Source organism: Streptomyces sp. NPDC104381, assembly GCF_055583745.1.
Map to the genome: position 1 here is coordinate 661875 of NZ_JBVJNK010000004.1, position 18888 is coordinate 680762.

The 18888-nt window shown below is 71.8% G+C and carries 19 protein-coding genes and 1 pseudogene; 11 read left to right on the forward strand and 9 right to left on the reverse strand.

Going from position 1 to position 18888, the window contains the following annotated elements; genetic code table 11:
- The first annotated feature begins 56 nt into the window (after positions 1 to 56).
- Entirely contained in the window at positions 57 to 1436 is a 1380-nt protein-coding gene (locus ACZ607_RS16735) for a hypothetical protein (RefSeq protein ID WP_469735421.1), read from the forward strand.
- 202 nt (positions 1437 to 1638) lie between these two features.
- On the opposite strand, the gene ACZ607_RS16740 is transcribed toward ACZ607_RS16735, so the two are convergent.
- Positions 1639 to 2226 carry an MSMEG_1061 family FMN-dependent PPOX-type flavoprotein gene (locus tag ACZ607_RS16740; protein ID WP_469735422.1) on the reverse strand — a complete coding sequence of 196 codons (588 nt, stop codon included), beginning with the start codon at positions 2224 to 2226 and terminating at the stop codon, positions 1639 to 1641.
- Between the two features lie 250 nt (positions 2227 to 2476).
- Here ACZ607_RS16740 and ACZ607_RS16745 point away from each other — a divergent pair, with 250 nt between their 5' ends.
- The 5 genes from ACZ607_RS16745 (at position 2477) to ppk2 (ending at position 7470) form a co-directional block, all read left to right on the forward strand.
- On the forward strand, positions 2477 to 3463 hold the full coding sequence (locus ACZ607_RS16745) for a FecCD family ABC transporter permease (protein ID WP_469735592.1): 987 nt from the start codon (positions 2477 to 2479) through the stop codon (positions 3461 to 3463).
- Positions 3460 to 4539 carry a FecCD family ABC transporter permease gene (locus tag ACZ607_RS16750; protein WP_469735423.1) on the forward strand — a complete coding sequence of 360 codons (1080 nt, stop codon included), beginning with the start codon at positions 3460 to 3462 and terminating at the stop codon, positions 4537 to 4539. Before ACZ607_RS16745 ends, ACZ607_RS16750 begins: the two co-directional genes overlap by 4 nt.
- Before the next feature lie 40 nt (positions 4540 to 4579).
- The gene (locus ACZ607_RS16755) at positions 4580 to 5401 is read left to right on the forward strand and encodes an ABC transporter ATP-binding protein (RefSeq protein WP_469735593.1); all 822 of its coding nucleotides are present in this window, start codon (positions 4580 to 4582) and stop codon (positions 5399 to 5401) included.
- A 31-nt stretch (positions 5402 to 5432) separates the two neighbouring features.
- Positions 5433 to 6458: an iron-siderophore ABC transporter substrate-binding protein gene (locus ACZ607_RS16760; RefSeq protein ID WP_469735424.1), complete on the forward strand. Its 1026-nt coding sequence runs from the start codon at positions 5433 to 5435 to the stop codon at positions 6456 to 6458.
- Positions 6459 to 6534: 76 nt separating this feature from the next.
- On the forward strand, positions 6535 to 7470 hold the full coding sequence (ppk2, locus tag ACZ607_RS16765; RefSeq protein WP_469735425.1) for a polyphosphate kinase 2: 936 nt from the start codon (positions 6535 to 6537) through the stop codon (positions 7468 to 7470).
- 8 nt (positions 7471 to 7478) lie between these two features.
- Here ppk2 and ACZ607_RS16770 read toward each other — a convergent pair whose 3' ends face one another.
- Positions 7479 to 8243: a DUF4097 family beta strand repeat-containing protein gene (locus tag ACZ607_RS16770; RefSeq protein ID WP_469735426.1), complete on the reverse strand. Its 765-nt coding sequence runs from the start codon at positions 8241 to 8243 to the stop codon at positions 7479 to 7481.
- Positions 8244 to 8395: 152 nt separating this feature from the next.
- Here ACZ607_RS16770 and ACZ607_RS16775 point away from each other — a divergent pair, with 152 nt between their 5' ends.
- Positions 8396 to 8836, forward strand: a complete 441-nt coding sequence (locus tag ACZ607_RS16775; RefSeq protein WP_469735427.1) for a hypothetical protein — start codon at positions 8396 to 8398, stop codon at positions 8834 to 8836.
- 96 nt (positions 8837 to 8932) lie between these two features.
- On the opposite strand, the pseudogene ACZ607_RS16780 reads toward ACZ607_RS16775, so the two are convergent.
- The 5 genes and pseudogenes from ACZ607_RS16780 to ACZ607_RS16800 form a co-directional block, all read right to left on the reverse strand.
- Positions 8933 to 9607, reverse strand: a pseudogene (locus ACZ607_RS16780) (cellulose-binding protein); the annotation flags it as partial.
- A 184-nt stretch (positions 9608 to 9791) separates the two neighbouring features.
- Positions 9792 to 11168 carry a cellulase family glycosylhydrolase gene (locus ACZ607_RS16785; protein WP_469735428.1) on the reverse strand — a complete coding sequence of 459 codons (1377 nt, stop codon included), beginning with the start codon at positions 11166 to 11168 and terminating at the stop codon, positions 9792 to 9794.
- Positions 11169 to 11286: 118 nt separating this feature from the next.
- Positions 11287 to 12123: an SMI1/KNR4 family protein gene (locus ACZ607_RS16790; RefSeq protein WP_469735429.1), complete on the reverse strand. Its 837-nt coding sequence runs from the start codon at positions 12121 to 12123 to the stop codon at positions 11287 to 11289.
- Positions 12124 to 12134: 11 nt separating this feature from the next.
- Positions 12135 to 12446 carry a DUF397 domain-containing protein gene (locus ACZ607_RS16795; RefSeq protein WP_469735430.1) on the reverse strand — a complete coding sequence of 104 codons (312 nt, stop codon included), beginning with the start codon at positions 12444 to 12446 and terminating at the stop codon, positions 12135 to 12137.
- Positions 12443 to 13264 carry a helix-turn-helix domain-containing protein gene (locus tag ACZ607_RS16800; protein WP_469735431.1) on the reverse strand — a complete coding sequence of 274 codons (822 nt, stop codon included), beginning with the start codon at positions 13262 to 13264 and terminating at the stop codon, positions 12443 to 12445. The genes ACZ607_RS16795 and ACZ607_RS16800 overlap by 4 nt, the downstream gene beginning before the upstream one ends.
- A gap of 112 nt (positions 13265 to 13376) precedes the next feature.
- On the opposite strand from ACZ607_RS16800, the gene ACZ607_RS16805 reads away from it, so the two are divergent.
- From ACZ607_RS16805 to ACZ607_RS16815, 3 genes are read left to right on the forward strand one after another with little or no spacing between them, the layout of a single operon-like run.
- A complete protein-coding gene (locus ACZ607_RS16805) occupies positions 13377 to 13823 on the forward strand; it encodes an ATP-binding protein (protein ID WP_469735432.1) in 447 nt (148 codons plus the stop codon).
- Between the two features lie 15 nt (positions 13824 to 13838).
- Positions 13839 to 14876, forward strand: a complete 1038-nt coding sequence (locus ACZ607_RS16810; protein WP_469735433.1) for an NAD(P)/FAD-dependent oxidoreductase — start codon at positions 13839 to 13841, stop codon at positions 14874 to 14876.
- On the forward strand, positions 14873 to 15514 hold the full coding sequence (locus ACZ607_RS16815) for an SAM-dependent methyltransferase (protein WP_469735434.1): 642 nt from the start codon (positions 14873 to 14875) through the stop codon (positions 15512 to 15514). The genes ACZ607_RS16810 and ACZ607_RS16815 overlap by 4 nt, the downstream gene beginning before the upstream one ends.
- A gap of 65 nt (positions 15515 to 15579) precedes the next feature.
- On the opposite strand, the gene ACZ607_RS16820 is transcribed toward ACZ607_RS16815, so the two are convergent.
- A complete protein-coding gene (locus ACZ607_RS16820) occupies positions 15580 to 16197 on the reverse strand; it encodes a YceI family protein (RefSeq protein ID WP_469735435.1) in 618 nt (205 codons plus the stop codon).
- 232 nt (positions 16198 to 16429) lie between these two features.
- Here ACZ607_RS16820 and ACZ607_RS16825 point away from each other — a divergent pair, with 232 nt between their 5' ends.
- Positions 16430 to 16954, forward strand: coding sequence for a hypothetical protein (locus ACZ607_RS16825; protein ID WP_469735436.1), 525 nt, complete (start codon positions 16430 to 16432; stop codon positions 16952 to 16954).
- Positions 16955 to 17023: 69 nt separating this feature from the next.
- On the opposite strand, the gene ACZ607_RS16830 is transcribed toward ACZ607_RS16825, so the two are convergent.
- Positions 17024 to 18769, reverse strand: a complete 1746-nt coding sequence (locus ACZ607_RS16830; protein WP_469735437.1) for an amidohydrolase — start codon at positions 18767 to 18769, stop codon at positions 17024 to 17026.
- Positions 18770 to 18888: the final 119 nt, after the last annotated feature.

Consider the following 18888-nt stretch of genomic DNA (forward strand, 5'->3'; position numbering starts at 1 on the left):
TGGAAGGGACCCGGGCGGGCGACGCATTCGTCGCCCGTTCGGGTTACTTTCGGAGTATGCGGAAGAGGCTGTTCGCTCCCCTGTGGGCCTGCCTGCTGCTGATCGTCTCGGCGGCCGTGCTGGCCATGATCCCCGCTGCCCAGGCCGCCGCCCCCTCGACCGTCGACGACGTGGCCACCGCCCTGCGCGAGGACCCCGTCTACGTCGACCCGGCGGCGTCCGGCCGGCTCTCGGCGGCCCAGGAGGCCGCCCTGGAGAAGAAGATCGTGGACGCCGACAAGCCGGTCTTCGTGGCCGTGCTGCCCGCGACGTCCGAGTACCCGCCCGACAACCTCCTGCAGAACCTGCGCACCGACACCGGGATCACCGGTGTCTACGCGGTGCGCCTCGGCGACGGCTTCGACGCGGGCGCCGACCCGCAGGTGATGCCCACCCGGGCCGTCGAGAACCTCACCACCGCCGTGAAGGCACCCGGCGCGGACACCTCCGCCGCCACCCAGCTCAACGCCTTCGTCGACCGTGCCGTGGACGAGGCCCAGGGCAGCGCCCCGGCCTCCTGGTCCGGCGGCTCCGCGGACGACGGCGGCCGCAGCGGCCTTCCCGTCGCCGGTCTCATCGTCCTCGGAGGCGTGGTCCTGCTCGGCGGAGGCACCGCGCTCGCGGTCTCCCGCCGCAACAGGAAGCGCAAGGAGGAGGAGGAACAGGCCTCCCTGGAGAAGCTCCGGGTCGTCGTGGACGAGGACATCACCGCGTACGGCGAGACCCTGGACCGGCTGGACTTCCATCCCGCCGAGAAGGGCGCGGACGACGCGATGCGCATCGACTACGAACGCGCCCTCGACTCCTACGAGGACGCCAAGTCCCGCATGGGCAACGCCCGCCACCCCTCCGACGTGCGCGGGGTGACCCAGGCCCTGGAGGACGGCCGCTTCTCCCTCGCCGTCCTGGAGGCCCGCCGCAAGGGCCGCCCGCTCCCGGCCCGCCGCCCGCCCTGCTTCTTCGACCCCCGCCATGGACCGGCGGTCGCGGACGTCCTGTGGACGCCGTCCGGCGGCTCGGCCCGCGAGGTCCCGGTCTGCGGCGCCGACGAGGTCAGGCTGCGCGAGGGCGAGGCCCCCCTGAGCCGCACCGTAGACATCGGCGACGGCCGCCGGCGCCCCTACTGGGAGGCGGGCCCGGCCTACGGCCCCTGGGCCGGCGGCTACTTCGGCGGCGGCCTCCTCCCGGGCCTGCTGGTCGGCACCATGCTCGGCTCGATGCTCTCCACCCCGGCGTACGCCGCGGAGTACGGCGGCGGTGACTTCGGCGGGGGCGGCGACTGGGGCGGCGGCGACTTCTCCGGCTCCGACTTCGACTCCTCCGGCTTCGGAGGCGGCGGCTTCGGCGACGGCGGTGGTTTCGGTGGAGGCGGCGGCTTCGACGGCGGCGGGTTCTAGGGCGTGTTTTGAAAGTCCCGCCTGCCCGGCGACGCCTGGCACGCACGCTCGCGGCGTTGCAGAAATGCCCTAGTAGCTCCGCTACGAGAACATTTCCGCGCCTTGCGATCGCACGCACCAGACGCCGCCGGGCCCGCCCTCCGGGCGGACGGCGCTACTTTCAAAACACGCCCTAGCCGCCCGCGATCCCTCCGGCGGCGGCTCAGGCCTTCCCGGCCGCGCCCTCCCACGTCTCCGGCGCCCACACGCCCGAGCGCTTCAGCGACGCCGGGCAGTGCAGATAGATCTCGTCGATCTCCACGACCAGCGCCAGGTCGGGGCGCCGGCCCTTCACCGCCATCGCGTCGAAGAAGGGGGCGTCCGTGAGGATGCGCGCGCGCCCGTTGATCCGCAGGACGGTCATCACGCCCGGTATCAGGTAGAGCAGGCCGACGTGCGGGTTGGACAGGATGTTGTGGAAGCTGTCACCGCGCCGGTTGCCCGGCAGATCGGGCAGGGCGAGCGTCCGCGCGTCCAGCACCCGGGTGAAGCCCGGCAGGCCACCGCGCGGCGAGGTGTCGCAGTTGCCCTCGGCGTCCGAGGTCGACACGGCGCAGAACGGCGCACGGGCCAGGAGGTCCAGGTCGGCGTCGGTGAGCTCGTCGTGGACCTTGTCGATGACCACCGGCCACGGCGTCCCGAGGATCTCGCGCAGCTGCTCCGCCGACCGCAGGGGCACCGCCCCGGCCAGGGGGTCTCCACCGGGGGAGGGCGCCTCGGCGGTGACGGTCACGGGCGCGGCGTTCGACAAGGGTATCTCCGTACCTTGTGGGGGGCGCGGCAGCGGATCGCTGACCTGGCACTGTTAGGCTCACCTTACTTATGCCTGCCGGTGCGCCCCGTCCCGGGGGCGACCAGCAAGGGTGAGGAACAGTGCACAACCGCATACCGCCGCTCCGGGTGCACCGGCTGTGAGCGGCCCGGCTCCCCAGGCGGCACCGGCGGCGAAGGAACACAGGACCGCGACGCCGGAGCCACGGCGTGCGCGCAGCCGCCCCGTCCTGGCCCTCGGACTGCTGGCCGCCGTGGCCGTTCTCCTGCTGACCGTGCTGGCGAGCCTCGCGGTCGGCTCGGGGGACGTGGCCCTCGGCGACGTACTGGACGGGGTGTTCCACCCGGACCTCGGGGTCAAGGGCCAGCTCATCGTCCAGGAGGTCCGCATACCCCGCACCGTGGCCGGGCTGCTGGCCGGTGCGGCGCTCGGCCTCGCGGGCACGGTCATGCAGGGGGTGGCCCGCAACCCGCTCGCCGACCCCCAGCTCCTCGGCATCAACGCGGGCGCCTCGGTCGCCGTGGTGTGCTCGATCAGCTTCCTCGGACTGACGGTCGCCACCCAGTACATCTGGTTCGGCTTCCTCGGCGCCCTGCTCGCCGCCCTCCTCGTGTACGGCGTCGGCTCGCTCGGCCGTGAGGGCGCCACCCCGGTCAAGCTGGCCCTGGCCGGCGCGGCGACCAGCGCGGTGCTCACCTCCGTGACCAGCGTGGTCCTGCTCCAGGACAGCGACAGCTACGAGCGTTTCCGCTTCTGGCAGCTGGGCGCGCTCACCGCCCGCGACGCGGACGTGCTGTGGCAGGTGTCCCCGTTCATCGCGGCCGGAACGGTCCTCGCGCTGCTGCTCGGCCCGCAGCTCAACGCCCTCTCCCTCGGGGACGACCTGGCCCGCGGCCTCGGCCAGCGGGTGGGCCTCGCCCGGCTGACCTCCGCGCTCGCCGTGGTGGTGCTGTGCGGCGCGGCGACCGTCGTGGCCGGCCCGATCGGCTTCGTCGGCCTCGCCGTGCCGCACGCCGCCCGGCTCATCACCGGCCCCGACTACCGCTGGGTGCTCCCGTACAGCATGGTGCTCGCCCCGGTCATGCTGCTCGTCGCCGACATCACCGGCCGGGTCATCGCCCCGCCCGGCGAGGTGCAGGTGGGCGTGGTCACCGCGGCGATCGGCTGTGTCCCCTTCATCTGGCTGGTCCGCCGCAGGAAGCAGGTGGAGCTGTGACCGGCACCCGCATCCAGGAGGCGCCCGACGACGCCGCCCGCCTCGCCGCCGCCGTACGCACCGTCGCGGGGGTACGCGGCCGGGGGCGCCGGCGCTCCGTGCTGGTGATGGCCGCTCTGCTGGCGGCCGTGGTCGCGGTCTTCGCCCTCTCGCTCAGCGTCGGCGACATGGTGATGCCGCTCGGCAAGGTCGTGGAGACCCTGCTCGGCGGCGGGGACGGCGGCTCCCGGTTCGTCGTGCTGGAACTGCGCCTGCCCCGCGCCCTGCTCGCGATCCTCGTCGGCATCGGCTTCGGGCTCTCCGGAGGCGTCTTCCAGTCCCTGCTGCGCAACCCGCTGGCCAGCCCGGACGTCATCGGCATCAGCGCCGGGGCGAGCGCGGTCGCCGTCACCGCCTCGCTGCTCTTCCAGGTCAGCGGCCTCGCCCTGTCCGGGAGCGCCCTGTTCGGCTCGGTGGCCGCCGGCGCCGCCATCTATCTGCTCGCCTGGCGCCAGGGCGTCGCCGGCCAGCGCCTGGTGCTGATCGGCGTGGGCTTCGGCACCGGGCTGAGCAGCGTCGTCTGGTACGTGATGGCCCGCTCCGACACCACCGACGCGCAGGAGGCGTACCTCTGGCTGACCGGCACCCTCAACGGCCGTTCCTGGGGCCAGGTGTGGCCGCTGCTGAGCGCCCTCGCCGTCCTCCTGCCGCTCACCGCCCTCGCCGCCCGCGCCCTGGGCCCCCTCCAGCTCGGCGACGACGCGGCGGCCGGGCTCGGCGCCCGCGTCGAGCCGGGCAGGCTGGCCCTGCTCGGCTGCGCGACCGCCCTCGCCGGGGTCGCCACCGCGGCGGCCGGGCCGGTCGGCTTCGTGGCCTTCGTCTCCGGGCCGATCGCCCGCCGCCTGGTCCCGGGCCGGGGCGCCGCCCTGCCGCACGCGGCGCTGACCGGGGCGCTGATCGTCCTGGTCGCCGACTTCGGCGCCCAGCACCTGCTGCCGTCGGTCCAGGTGCCGGTGGGCGCGGTGACCAGCCTCATCGGCGCCCCCTATCTGCTGCTGCTCCTGGCCCGCGCCAACCGAGGAGGCGTCGGTGGCTGACACACAGTCGTACGAGACCAAGGAAAGGCCAGGCCGCGCCGTGGCTGAGCACACCCTCCGAGCCGAGGACGTCCGCCTCGGCTACGGCGACCGCGAGATCGTCTCCGGCCTCACGGTGAGCGTCCCCCCGGGGCGGATCACCGTCATCGTCGGCCCCAACGCCTGCGGCAAGTCGACCCTGCTGCGGGCGATGGCCCGGCTGCTCGCCCCTTCGCGGGGCGCGGTGCTGCTGGACGGCCGGAGCATCCAGGAGATGCCGACGAAGGAGGTCGCCGCCGTGCTCGGGATCCTCCCGCAGAGCCCGTCCGCGCCCGAGGGGATCACCGTCTCCGACCTCGTGGGGCGCGGCCGTTACCCGCACCAGGGGTGGTTCCGGCGCTGGAGCGCCGAGGACGACGAGGCGGTCGCGCGGGCGCTGCTCTCCACCGGCACCCTGGACCTCGCCGACCGCCCGGTGGACGAGCTCTCCGGCGGGCAGCGCCAGCGCGTGTGGATCGCCATGGCGCTCTCGCAGCGTACGGACATCCTGCTGCTGGACGAGCCGACGACCTTCCTGGACGCCAGCCACCAGCTGGACGTCCTGGACCTGCTGACCGACCTGAACCACGAGCAGGGGGCCACGATGGTGGCGGTGCTGCACGACCTGAACCTGGCCTGCCGCTACGCCGACCACATGATCGCCATGAAGGACGGGCGGATCGTCGCCGAGGGCCGGCCCTCGGACATCGTGACGGAACCCCTGGTCGGCGAGGTGTTCGGCATGCGCTGCTCGGTGATGGAGGACCCGGCGTCGGGCACGCCGATGGTGGTGCCGCTGGGACGCCACCATGTGCGGGGCGCGGCGGGCCACCCCATGTCGTGATCACTCTTTAGGTGAGGCTAACCTAATCGGCATGAACGATTCCGCTCCCCGCTCCCGTCGCGCACGGCGCACTCCCGTCCTGATGGCCGGCGCCGTCGCCGCCCTCCTCGTCGGCCTGGCCGCCTGCGGCTCCTCCGACGACACCGGCTCCGACTCCGCCGCCTCCTCGGACGGAGCGGCCCAGGGCGCCTTCCCCGCCAAGGTCGCGACGAAGTTCGGCCAGATCACCGTCGACAAGGCGCCCCGGCGCATCGTCGCGCTGGGCTGGGGCGACGCCGAGACGGTCCTCGCGCTCGGCGGGCAGCCCGTCGGCGCGAGCGACTGGCTGGCCTTCGGCGGCGAGGGCGTCGGACCGTGGGCGAAGGGCATGTACGACAAGAGCCCGCAGATCATCGGCACGCTGGAGCCGGAGTACGAGAAGATCGCGGCCCTCCAGCCGGACCTGATCCTGGACACCAAGTCCAGCGGGGATCAGACGCGTTACGACACCCTGAGCAAGATCGCCCCGACCGTGGGCGTGCCGAAGGGCGGCGACCAGTACAAGCAGACCTGGGAGAAGCAGACCCAGATGGTCGCCGCCGCCATGGGCGTCCCGGAGAAGGGCGAGAAGCTCATCGCGGACACCGAGGCGAAGTTCGCCGCGGCCGCGAAGGCGCACCCCGAGTTCAAGGACAGCACGATCACCCTCGGCTCCCGCACCTCCGAGGGGTACGGCGCCTACGTCTCCGGCACCGGCCGGGTCGACTTCGTCGAGCGTCTGGGCTTCAAGAACAACCCGGCCGTCGAGGCCGAGGCCGGCGAGGGCTTCTCGATCTCCGTCTCCAAGGAGAAGCTCGACCTCCTCGACGCCGATCTGACGGTCATGGCCCCCATCGGCATCCCGGCCACCGACATCAGCGGCGACCCGCTGTACAAGGCGGTTCCGTCGGTGAAGGCCGGGCACTCCCTCGTCTTCGACGACCAGGGCATCAGCCAGGCCTTCGCCACCGACTCGGTGCTGTCGACCTCCTACGCGCTGGAGAAGGTCGTCCCGCTCTTCGCGGCGAAGATGAAGTAGCGAGCCGCAAGCCCCGCGCCCCTGTTGGCGCGGGGCGCCTGCGGGTGCCAGGCTTGGCCTGGTGGACCGTGACCGGATGGAGAAGCAGCTGCTGGACGGCCTGACCGTCGACACCAGCAGGCCGGAGCAGCCGATCCTGCTCGACGAGTCGGGCCTGCCGATCAGGACCTGGCGGGAGAACTACCCGTACGACCGCAAGATCCGCCGCAAGGAGTACGAGCGGGCGAAGCGCGTCCTCCAGATCGAGATGCTCAAGCTCCAGCGGTGGACCAAGGACACCGGCGCCCGGATCGTCGTGGTCTGCGAGGGGCGGGACGCGGCCGGCAAGGGCGGCACCATCCAGCGCTTCACCGAGCGCCTCAACCCGCGTGGCGCCCGCATCGTGGCCCTGGACAAGCCCACCGACCGCGAGCGCGGCCAGTGGTACTTCCAGCGTTACGTCGCCCACCTGCCGGCCCCCGGCGAGCTCGTCTTCTTCGACCGCTCCTGGTACAACCGGGCCGGCGTCGAACGCGTCATGGGCTTCTGCACCCCGCCGGAGTACGCGCTCTTCCTCCGGCAGTGCCCGGCCTTCGAGGAGATGCTCGTCGACGACGGCATCATCATGGTCAAGTTCTGGTTCTCGGTCTCCCGCGCCGAGCAGCGCACCCGCTTCGCGATCCGGCAGGTCGACCCCGTCCGCCAGTGGAAGCTCTCGCCGACCGACATCGACTCCCTCGACCGCTGGGACGACTACACCACGGCCAAGGTCGACATGTTCCGCGCCACCGACACCGCGCACGCGCCGTGGACCGTCGTGAAGAGCAACGACAAGCGCCGGGCCCGCCTGGAGGCGATGCGCAGCCTGCTCGCCCGCATCGACTACACGGCGAAGAGCGACGAGGCCGTCGGCCGGCCCGACCCCCTCGTCGTGGGCCCGGCCGCCACCCTGCTCGAAGCCGGCGAGGAGGACAGCGCCCTCTCGCCCACCCGGCTCGCCCCGCACGCCGAAGGGCCGGGCGAGCACCCCTGAGAGGCGGCTCAGTCGCGTGCGGCCGTGACATCGCCGTTGACGGTCGACAGCGTCATCTCGTGCCCGGTCCCGTCCGTGGCGTCAGGGACGGTGACCGAGGTCCGGCCGTTCCGCGCGGTGCCGGTGGTGCGGTAGGCGGGCGCGTCATGCGGCAGCGACACCCGCACCGAACCGTTGGTCGTCACGGCGGTGAGACGGGCCGGTGAGGAGGAACTCCCCAGCGTCACATCCCCGTTGACCGTCTCCGCGTGCAGCTGCGCCGACTTCAGCGTCCCGCCGCGCACGGAGCCGTTGCGGGTGGCGAGCCGGACGGTGGCGTCGTCCGAGCCGGATCGGGCGGCCGTCACGTCCCCGTTGACGGTGGTCAGGTCCAGTGCCGCCGCGACGCCCGCCACGTCGATGCCCGCGTTCCGGGCGGTGACCGTGACGGAGACACCGGCGGGGACGCCGACCGTCGGCATGCGCGTGCACGGCACGCCGTCGCCGTCCCCCTCGTTCCCCTCCTGGCCCGGGCAGGTCAGATCGAGGACCCAGGTGCCGTCGCGGTGGGACCACCCGCTGTCGACCCGCCCTCCGGCGACCACCCGGTCGTCGTCGGAGGGACGCAGACGCACCCCGTTTTCGGTGGTGATCACCAGATGCGAACCGTGCCCCAGCTCGGGCGGCCCTCCGCCCGGCCGCCCGCCGGGGTCGTGGCCGCACGCCGCGAGAAGGGGGACGACCGCCAGCAGTGAGGCCCAGCGCCGTCGGTGCGTGAAAGCCGTGATGTCCATGCCGACACGTCTTCCCCGGGGCGGTCCCTCCATGGCACACGCCCGAGGCCCCAACCCCGCCCGCGCCCCCGGCCGGGGCGAGTTCGTCTGCGAAGCTTCATGGTGGACAGCGGACTCGCGGGGGAGAAGGACCCGGCGGGAGGGGAGCGGGGATGGGTGTGGTCCAGCGGCTCTGGGCGAGCGGAGAGCTGCCCTTTCACGACGGGCTGTACCGGGCGGACGACACCGGCCTCGAGCTGTACGTGGACGGGCCCGGGGCCTACCACCCGGAAGCCGGACAGCCCATCCCCTTCCGGCTCGGAGGGCCGCTCGGCGTGGCCGAGGCCATCAAGGAGGACGGCACCACCGAGGCGTTCCCCTGCTTCGAGAGCCCGCTGCCCGACGGGTCGGGCTGGATGGCCGGGGGCGGCAGCGGGATGGGCAACATCGGCTACCTCGCCCGCCTGGACGCCGACCACTCCCTGCGCTGGGTCGCCGCGATGTGGGCCTCCAACCCGTTCGTCAGCGTGCGCTACGCGGGGACGACCGCCGTCCTCACCAATGACTGGCGCAACCATCTGACCCTGGACCTCACCGACCCGGCCCTCTCCTGACTCCGCGACCGCATCGGCGTCCGACGGGCCAGGTGCCTGGAGGGGTGTGCGCCGGGGCACCGGGGCGGGCGGTTCCCCCGGTGCCCCGACGGGCCGTCAGCAGTCCAGGGGCGCGGTCCCGACCGTCACGTCGTCGAACCACAGGGTGTCGTCGCCCGTCCCGTAGCTCTCCCAGCCCAGCCGCAGCGCGGTGGGCCTCGGCGGGGTGGTGCGGGCGAGCCACTGCTGGTCGATGTCCTGGGTCGGGTCACCGTCGGCGTGCAGACCCGGGACCAGTTCGTCGCCCAGCCAGGTGTCGAGACCGGGCGCCGTCGTGTCGACCGAGAAGCGCAGGCACTGCCAGCTGTCCGTCGGCAGCGGCCTGCTCAGCGCCACACCGGCCGGGCTCTGGGCCGGCAGGGTGGCGTCGTCGACCTCCCGGTTCCACTGCAGGGCGCCGTTCTGGCCGCCGACGCGCAGGCTCCGCCCGCCCTGGGAGGCGTCGGGCAGGGAGACGAACGTGACGTGCGCGGTGGGCAGCGCGGTGGTGTGCCGCACCCACATGCGTACGTGCACCACCGGACCGGCCGAGGAGAGGTCGGCGGTGGACGCCACGAAGGCGTGGTTGCAGTAGCCCGTACCGCCGTCGACCCGCAGTGACCTGCCGCCGCTGTGCGCCACGTCGGTGTCGACGGCTGCCGTGCCGGTGCCCTGGCAGTCGGGGGCGGTGAACTGCCAGTCGCCGGACGGCACGGACCCGGTCTGGTCCTCGAAGTCCGAACAGATCAGGGCGCCTTCGGGACAGCCCGCCTCCGCGCCGCTCGCGGCATGCGCCGAGAAGCCGGTCGTCAGCAGGGCGACCGCCGTGAGGGCCGCCGCCCATCGTGCTCGTGAGGGAAGGATGCGCACGTGTACCTCCGAGTTGGGGGTGAGGTTCCGCGCGGCGGGGCTCCTCGCCGGAGCCCCGCCGGGGGCGTCAGCTGGTGGGGAAGCTGTCGGGCGTGCTGATCCGGTTCTTGAGCAGCGTCCCGGACTCGGTCAGGACACCGCCGCTGCTGTAGTCGCCGCCCTCGCAGGTGCCCGGCCGGAAGGCCGCGCTGCTCTCGTCGGCGTCGGAGTACGTCCAGTTCGCGTAGCTGATCTTCAGCTGGTCGAGCAGGTCCAGCCAGGCCGTGGTGCTCGCCTGGTCCATCGCACCGCCACCGGTCGCGCTCACCGTGCCGAACTCGGTGACGAACAGCGGGAGTCGCGAGGCCGCCCGGCTCACCGTGGCACGGTAGGAGTCCTTGTGGCTCGCGGCGTAGAAGTGGAACGCGTACATCAGGTTCGTGGCGTCGACCGGGTTGTTGACGACCTCGTTCTCGTCGGACCCGTCCGAGACGCCCAACGAGGACCAGCCGCGGGTGCCGACGATGACGACGGCGTCCGGGTCGGCGGCCCGGATCACCGGGATGACCTGCTCGGCGTAGCTCTTGATCGCCGACCAGCTCACGCCGTTGGGCTCATTGGCGATCTCGTAGATCACGTTCTTCTTGCCGGCGTTACGGGCGGCGACGGACGCGAAGAAGGTCTTCGCCCGGTCGAGGTTGAAGTTCGGATCGCCCGGCGTCAGGGTGTGGAAGTCGATCAGCGCGTACATGCCCCGCGCCTCGGCCTCGTCCACGAGGCCGTTCACCCGGCTGGTGAAGCCCGCCGGATCGGTCTCGTAACCGTCCTCCTGTACGTACATGGCGATGCGCAGCAGGTCCGACTTCCAGTCGTTCGCCAGGGCGTCCAGCGACGCCGCGTTGTAGCACTGGCTGAACCACTGGATGCCGTGCGTGCTCATGCCCCGCAGCTGGACCGGGCGGTCGTACTGGTTGCAGAGGTTCACACCGCAGACGTGGAGCTGTCCGTTGACGTCCACGGGAGTGCCGGCGTCGGGGTCGGGCACGGGCTCTTCGAGGGCGCCCGTGCAGGCGACGCCGTTGAGCGTGAACGCCGTCGGCTTCGGGTTGGCGCCGGTGAAGGAGCCCGCGAACCCCAGGTCGACCGACCCGCCGGTGGCCAGCGTGCGGTTCCAGTCGAGGCCGGTGGCGGTGACCTCGGAGCCGGACTGCGACCAGGTGGCGTTCCAGCCCTGGGTGACCTTCTGCCCGGCGTCCGGCAGGGCGAATGCGAGCGTCCACCCGGAGGCGGGAGCGCCCAGATTGGTGACCTTCACCCCGGCTTGGAAGCCGCCCTGCCACTGACTGGCGACGGTGTACTCGACGGTGCAGCCGGCGGCGGCCGCTGCCGCCGGCCGGGGGCTGACTGCCGCGGTGAGGCCCAGGACGGTGGCGCAGGTCGCCAGTAAGGCGAGCAGGCGTTTCATGACGTTCCTCCTCGTACGAAGCGGTGGGGGGTGGGAGCGCTCCCAAGGTCCATCGGGCCGAGACCGTACACGGTGCGCCGATGCGCGTACAGACATCCGGCAGGCTTCGGTGAGGAAATCAGTTCCAGGACGAGGTGCCGTGGATGGTGTCCGTCGACTCGACGGGGCAGCCCATGAGTTCCACGGCCGCCAGCACGGCACGGCGGGCCTCCGCGCTGTCCGCGGGCGGGAACGCGACCCGGAGCTGATGGCCGTAGGCCGACTCGTACGTCATGAGCCAGCCGGCCCCGTCCACGGCGAAGTGGTCCTGCCGCTGACCGTTGCACGCGTATTCGCCCCGGTCCGACGTGGGGCCGAGTGCCTCGCGCAGGATCCGCAGGCGCTCGGCGTACGGGCGGGGGCCCTCGCCCAGCCGTACGTACACGTGGTCGAGCGGGATCCCGGGGTCGAACCAGGGGTCGAGCTCCGGTTCGTGGTGGAGGAGCTCCGAGGTGATGCGGCGGCTCGTCAGGCCGTCGAGGAACGCGCCGGCCCCGCAGTCGAACCGCTCGTAGTCGTCGTCCCGCGACCAGATCACCACGGGCCAGGACTCGGGACGCCCTTCGGTCAGCCAGCAGACCTGCGCCGCGCTCTCCGTCACCGCCCAGGCGAGCAGCCCGCCGGGCTCGGGGAAGAGCGGGTAGGGGTAGCCCTCGGGATGGTCGTCCCGCAGGGGGCCGTAGTCGTCCAGGAGATCCGCCGTGAGCGGGACCGGGTTGTCGTCACCGAACGGGGTGCACAGGCAGAGCGCTCCCCAGAAGTCCCCGCGCCCGTACGTCGCGACCAGCTGCTTGAAGTCCTCCGGCAGCGGGGTCCCCAGCCGGCGCTCGGCTTCCGCCCAGTCGCCCCGGCCGTCGACCGCCACGGCGGGCGGTCGCACGCGCGCGGCGATCCGGGCGAGGGGGTCACCGGTCATGCGGCGCCCCTTCAGACGGCGGAGGCGACGAACGCGGCCCAGGCGGCCGGGGGCACGGTCAGGACCGGGCCGTCGGTGACCTTGGAGTCGCGGATGTGTACGGCGGCGGGGTGGGCGGCGACCTCTACGCAGGCGCCGCCCTCGCTGGCGCTGTAGCTGGAGGTGTGCCAGTCGTAGGCCATTTCGAGGCAGGCGCCGCCCTGGTCGCTGCTGTAGCTCGACTTGCGCCAGTCGTAGGCCACTTCGAGGCAGTTGCCGCCCTGGTCGCTGCTGTAGCTGGACTTGAACCACGAGAGATCCGTGCCGTGTGCTGCGCGAGTCATGACTCTCCAAGCAAGTCGTCCAGTAGGCGCGCGCTGTTCTCCACGGAAAGCGCCTGCGAACGCAGCATCCCATATTTCTGCTGGAGGACGCTGACGTCATCCGGATCATCATGGAGCACGCTGGTCAGCTGGGCTTCCACGTAGGCCAGATGGTCGTGATCGGGGGTTTCCAGCAGGACCATCGGCCCCGCCAGACCTGCGTGCTTCGGGAGCCGCATCGGCATGATCTGCAACCCAAGGAAGGGGAGCTCCATGCACTGCCGCAGGCGCTGGATCTGCTCCCGGCGCACGGTGGAGTCCCCGATCTCGCTGCGCAGGATGCTCTCCTCCAGAATGAAGTGAAGCATCGGCCGTGGCCTGCGTTCGAGGAGCCGCTGCCGGTCGACTCGGGCTGCCACCCACTCCTCCCGCTGCTCCTCTTCGAGGGGCGGGAAGAGGCAGGAGAACACGAAGCGTGCGTACTCCTCGGTCTGGAGAAGCCCCGGCACCACCTGGTTTTCGTACGACAGCAGCGTCACCGCCTCCTGCTCGTACTCCACGAAGTCCTGCACGAACGCCGGGAACCGCTCCTTCTGCGGCACCTTCGCCACCGCGACCCCCAACGCCCCCTTCGTGTCCAGCAGTTCATCCAGCTGCGCCGCGAAGTCCGCCTGGAGTGCGCGGCGGCCCTGCTCGATCGAGGCGATCGTGTCCTCGCCCACGCAGAACCGGTCGGCCAGTGATGTCTGCGTGTGCCCCGCCGCGCGGCGGAACGCGGCGAGCTGCGCGCCGATGACATGCCAGGACGTGACCCGCTTGTTCCTCTTCACCGAGTGCATGACGTGCCTCTCCCCGTACGCGAACCCCGCCGGACCCGTCAGCGCTCGTACAAACGCGGTGTACGACCTGACACGGTGACCCAGAGTAGTGACGAGCTGTGACAGTCGTCCTGTGAATGAATCAACGCAACTCCCTTCCTTCCGTGAGGCGTTCTACCGCCTTGAGCGCAGGTCCGTACCCCTCGTGCGCCAGTTCGTCCGGGAGGCGCTGCTCGACTGGGCGTGCGAGGCGGACCTCGACGACGTACTGCTCTGCGTGAGCGAACTCGCGACCAACGCGCTGGTGCACGGCGTCCCGCCCGGCCGGGGTTTCCGGGTCCGGCTCACCTGCGGGAGCGTGCTCCGGATCGAGGTGCACGACAGCGGCGGGGGTCAGGTCGGGCAGCCGGAAGACCCCGGGCCCCTCGCCGAGTACGGGCGCGGCCTCGCGCTCGTCGGGGCGCTCGCCGACGCCTGGGGGGTGGGGGAGCGGGATCCGGGGAAGATCGTCTGGTGCGAGTTTGCCGGTTCGGCAAGCAGGTTTGTCGAATCGGGCCCGCGCGCGCACCATCTCCCGTAACAGGAGGTGTTCCGCATGAGCGAGAAGGACCAGCGGTACGACGTGGTGGTGATCGGGGGTGGGGCCGCCGGGCTGAGCGGGGCGCTCGCCCTGGCCCGGGCGCGGCGTTCCGTGCTCGTGATCGACGCGGGGAGCCCGCGTAACGCACCGGCTTCCCATGTGCACAACTACCTCGGCCGGGAAGGCACCCCGCCCTCGGAGCTGCTGGCGGCCGGCCGGGTCGAGGCGGCGGATTACGGCGCCGAGATCGTCCGGGGCCGGGTCGTCTCGGCCGAGAGGCTGACCGACGGCTTCCGGGTCGTGCGGGAGGACGGGAGCACCGTCCACGCCCGCAGGCTGCTCGTGACGACCGGGATCGTCGACGAGCTGCCGCAGGTCGAAGGCCTGGCCGAGCGCTGGGGCCGCGAGGTGCTGCACTGCCCGTACTGCCACGGCTGGGAGGTGCGGGACATGACGGTCGGCATCCTGGCGAGCAGCCCCATGGCCGTGCACCACGCGCTGCTCTGGCGGCAGTGGACCGACGACGTGGTGCTGTTCCGGCACGGGCAGCCCGACTTCGGTGACGAGGAGTACGAGCGGTTCGCCGCGCGGGGCATCTCCGTGGTGGACGGCGAGGTGGCCGCGCTGGAGGTGACCGGCGACCGGATGAGCGGGGTGCTGCTGGCCGGGGGCGCGGTGATCCCGTGCGAGGCGCTCGTCGTGCAGCCGCGCTTCACCGCGCGGTCGGCCGTCCTGGAGAGCCTCGGCCTGGTGCCCGCCGAGCTGACGGTGGGCGACCAGGTCATCGGCACCTACATCGCGGCCGACCCCGCCGGGGCGACCGACGTGCCCGGGGTATGGGTGGCCGGTAACGTCGCCAACCTCATGGAGCAGGTCGTCGGTGCGGCGGCGGCCGGGCTGAAGGCGGCCTCGATGATCAACATGGACCTCGTCACCGAGGACACCGGCCGCGCGGTCGACGCCCGCCGCGCACCCTTCTCGGCCGAGGCCGAGCGCCAGGTCACCGAGCGTGTGCTCGGGGACCGCCGTCACGGACTTCAGGAGATGAAATGACCACCGACAGCACCCGTACCGACGCCGAGATGTGGGACGACCGCTACCGCGAGAGCGACCGGATCTGGAGCGGGAACCCCAACGTCGTGCTCGTCCGTGAGGTGGAGGACCTGAAGCCCGGGCGCGCCCTCGACCTCGGCTGCGGCGAGGGGGCCGACGCGGTCTGGCTCGCCCGGACGGGCTGGCAGGTGACCGCCACCGACATCTCGCGGGTCGCCCTGGAGCGGGCGGCGGTGCACGCGGCCGAGGCCGGTGTCGCCGACCGGGTCGACTGGCAGTGGCACGACCTGGGGGCCTCGTTCCCCGAGGGGGAGTACGACCTGGTCTCCGCCCAGTTCCTGCACTCCATGGGCGACCTGCCCCGCGAGGAGATCCTGCGCAGGGCCGCCGGGGCCGTCGCACCCGGTGGCGTACTCCTGATCGTCGGGCACGCGGGCTTCCCCTCCTGGGAGCACGACCACCCGGACATGGAGCTGCCCACGACGGACGAGGTCCTCGCCGCCCTCGAACTGCCGGACGGTGCGTGGGAGGTGCTGCTCAGCGAGGAGCACGAACGCATCCAGAACGATCCCGACGGCAACCCCACCACCCGTACGGACAACGCGCTGAAGGTCCGCCGCACGCCGTCCGGCCGCTGACACGCCGAGCGCCCGCCGGCCTCCCCTACGAGGGTGAGGCGGCGGGCGCGCTCGGTGCGGGGGTGTCAGGCCTGCGGGGCGGCCTTGATCGCGGAGATGTCGAAGTTCAGCTTGACCTTGTCGCCGACCAGCACGCCGCCGGTCTCCAGCGCGGCGTTGTAGGTCAGGCCCCAGTCGGAGCGCAGGATCTCGGCGCCGCCCTCGAAGCCCACGCGCTGGTTGCCGTAGGGGTCGGTGGCGGAGCCGTTGAACTCCAGGTCGATGGAGAGCGGGCGGGTGACGCCCTTGATCGTGAGATCACCGGTGATCCGGTACGCGTCGCCGCCGAGCTGCTCGGCCTTCGTGGAACGGAACGTCATCAGGGGGAACGTCTCGGCGTCGAAGAAGTCGCCGCTGACCAGGTGGCCGTCGCGGTCGGCGATCCCGGTGTCGACGCTCGCGATCTTCACGTCGATGGACGCGGTGGAGGCGGAGGGGGCCGTGCCGTCCAGCGTGAGGGTGCCCTCGTGCTCACCGAAGGAGCCCCGCACATTGGTGACCATGGCGTGGCGCACGGTGAAGCCGATGCTGCTGTGGGCCGGGTCGATCGTGTACGTCCCGGTCAGGGCGGCCAGCGCCGGGTCCACCGGGAGGGTCGCGGTGGTGGACGGGGCGTCGTTGTTCTTGCGGTTGAACAGAGCCATGGCTCCTCCTCGGGGGACGGTTCAGACGAGTGGCCGTCGAAAGTGTTTGTTTAACCTTCAACGACATTGACTGTAGACCCATCTTGTTCAAAGTTCAACATCAAGGGTCCAGGCCGGTCCGAAAGTCGCGGGCGGGGCCCCCTTCACCCCCTGCCGCCCCCTGGCGGACGCGCGTAGAGCTGGGGCAGTATCTCCCTGCCCCCAAATTGTCATGAGCAGGAGGACTTCCCCCATGCAGACCCGTCCCCGACTCCGCTCGGCCCTCACCGCTCTGGCCCTCGTCCTCGGCGCGCTCTTCGCGCCCGGCGTGGGCATCCTCGGCGGCGGCGCCACCGAGGCGCACGCCGCCACCAAGCTGACCCACTCGCAGGCGACCTCCCGCTTCAGCTCGTCCGGGATCACCTGGTCGTCCTCGGGCGGCTGTTCCAACCGGAACGTCTCCACCTGCACGTCCTTCGACCAGCTCAACCTGACCAGCGCGCAGGGCGCCCAGACCCTGAAGAGCGCCACCGGCTGCGCGCTCAACATCACCGGGGGCACCGAGACCGGGCACGCCAGTGGCACCTACTCGCACTGGAACGGCTACAAGCTCGACTTCGGCAAGACGACCTGCCTGACGAACTACGTGAAGGGCACGTTCGCCTACATCGGGGTGCGCGGCGACGGAGCCCCGCAGTACCAGTCCGGCTCCGGCAACGTCTACGCGGACGAGGGCAACCACTGGGACGTGACCTACTACAACTGCGGCGGCTGCTGAGCCCCGTACGCACGACAGGTGCCCCCGTCCGGCCCGGACGGGGGCACCTCGCGTGTTGTGCCGCCCCGGTCAGACCTGGGGCTTCAGCGCCGGCCCGAGCGAGGCGAACTTCTCCTTGCTGATCACCCGGCGCGGCGGCCAGGTGATGTTCTCCGGCGGCCAGCTCTGGCCGGTCCTCTTCAGGAACCAGGCGGGCGGCTCGTACATCGGCGGCTCGTAGCCCTCCGGGAGGGCGGTCTTCCAGGTCAGGCCCTCGGTCCGCTTCTCGAACTCCTCCCTGATGCCCCGCAGCAGCTCCGGCTGGAGCAGGAGGTCCACGGCCGTCGCCGCCAGATACGCCGCGGCGGCCTTGATCGCCGCGTGACCGGGCGCCGATCCCGCACAGGAGGCGGTCGACCAGGTGTGCATCTTCGAACCGATCGGAGCCACGGCCGCCCCCATGGAGACGGTCGGCACCTGCCAGCTGATATCGGCCACATCCGTGGAGCCGCCGCCCAGGAAGACCGGGTCGGGCGGCTTCAGCTCACCGATCGTGTCGTGCAGACCGCTCTCCGGCAGCCCCAGCGAACCCTGGAGCTCCTTGGCCAGCCGCTGGGCGCCCTCGGAGAAGACCGGAGGCCCGATCTGCCGCATGTTGTCGTACATGAGCTCGGCGAACGCCTTCGAGGGGAGCTGGTTCCAGCACGCCGAGGTGATCCGGTGCCGCACCGACGTGCGGCTGGCGGTCGCGGCCGCCTCCGAGACGGCGATGACCTTGTCCAGCAGCGAGGCGACGCGCTCCACGCTGCCCTCGCGGACGTAGTACGAGATCTCCGCGATCTCCGGCGTCACGTTGGGGATGTCCCCGCCGTTGTTGATCACCCAGTGCAGCCGCGCCGAAGGGGCCATGCTCTCCTCGCGGAGGAACTCCGACATGGTCGCCATCATCACGGCCGCGTCCAGCGCGCTCTTGTTCCCCAGCGGGGTGCCACCGTGGCCCGCGACACCGAGGAAGGTGAAGGTGACGGCCGTCATCGCGTTCGACGTGCCCCAGCCGGTCGCGTTGCCCGTCGAGGGATGCCAGTCGAGGAAGGCGTCGAGCCCGTCGTAGACGCCCTTGCTGACGGCGTACGTCTTGCCGATCAGCTGCTCCTCGGCGGTCGAGCCGAAGAACTTCACCGTCACGTCGAGCTTGTGGCGCCGGGACGCCTCCGCGACGGCGGCCGCCGCCGCCGCGGCCGCGGTCCCCAGGGCGCAGTGCCCGCAGCCGTGGCCGGGCCCGTAGCCCGGGGCGAACGGGTCGTGGACGTACTCCTTGGGGTCGTGCTCGCCCACCCCCTTGTTCTGCGAGAGGCCGGGGAGCGCGTCGTACTCCCCGCTGAAACCGATGACCGGACCGCCCTTGCCCCGGGTGTAGGTGGCGGTGAAGGCGGTCGGGAAGCCGGCCGTGCCGAACTCCACGTCGAAACCGGCCTTGCGCAGGAAGTCGGCCTCGGCGAGGGAGGAGTTCCACTCCCGCAGGCTCAGCTCCGCGTGTTCCCAGATCTCGTCGTTCAGCCCGGTGATCCGGGACGCGTTCCGCTCGATCCAGCCGAGCGCGGTGCGCTTCGCCGGCGAGTCCTTGGCGAGGCCCTCCGGCGGGGTGTACGCGGCGGGGTCCACCGCGGCCCCGGCGGCCTCGTCCGAGGCCGCCGCCATCGCCGGATCCGCCGTCATGCCCATCGCCGTGGTGGCGATGCCCGCGGCCCCGAGCAGCTGCATGATCCGGCGGCGGCTGGGCCCGTCGCCTGTGTGTACCGCATGGTCGTGGTCGCTGGGGTCGTGCAAGTCGCACACGGGCGCCTCCGGTCCGATGGCATGTACAAGTACAGTGCCCGGCACTCTCCATTCCGCTTGTTGCGAAGTCAAGAGGCGTGCGTATCGGCGGAGTTACACGTTCCACCAGCGGTACGGGC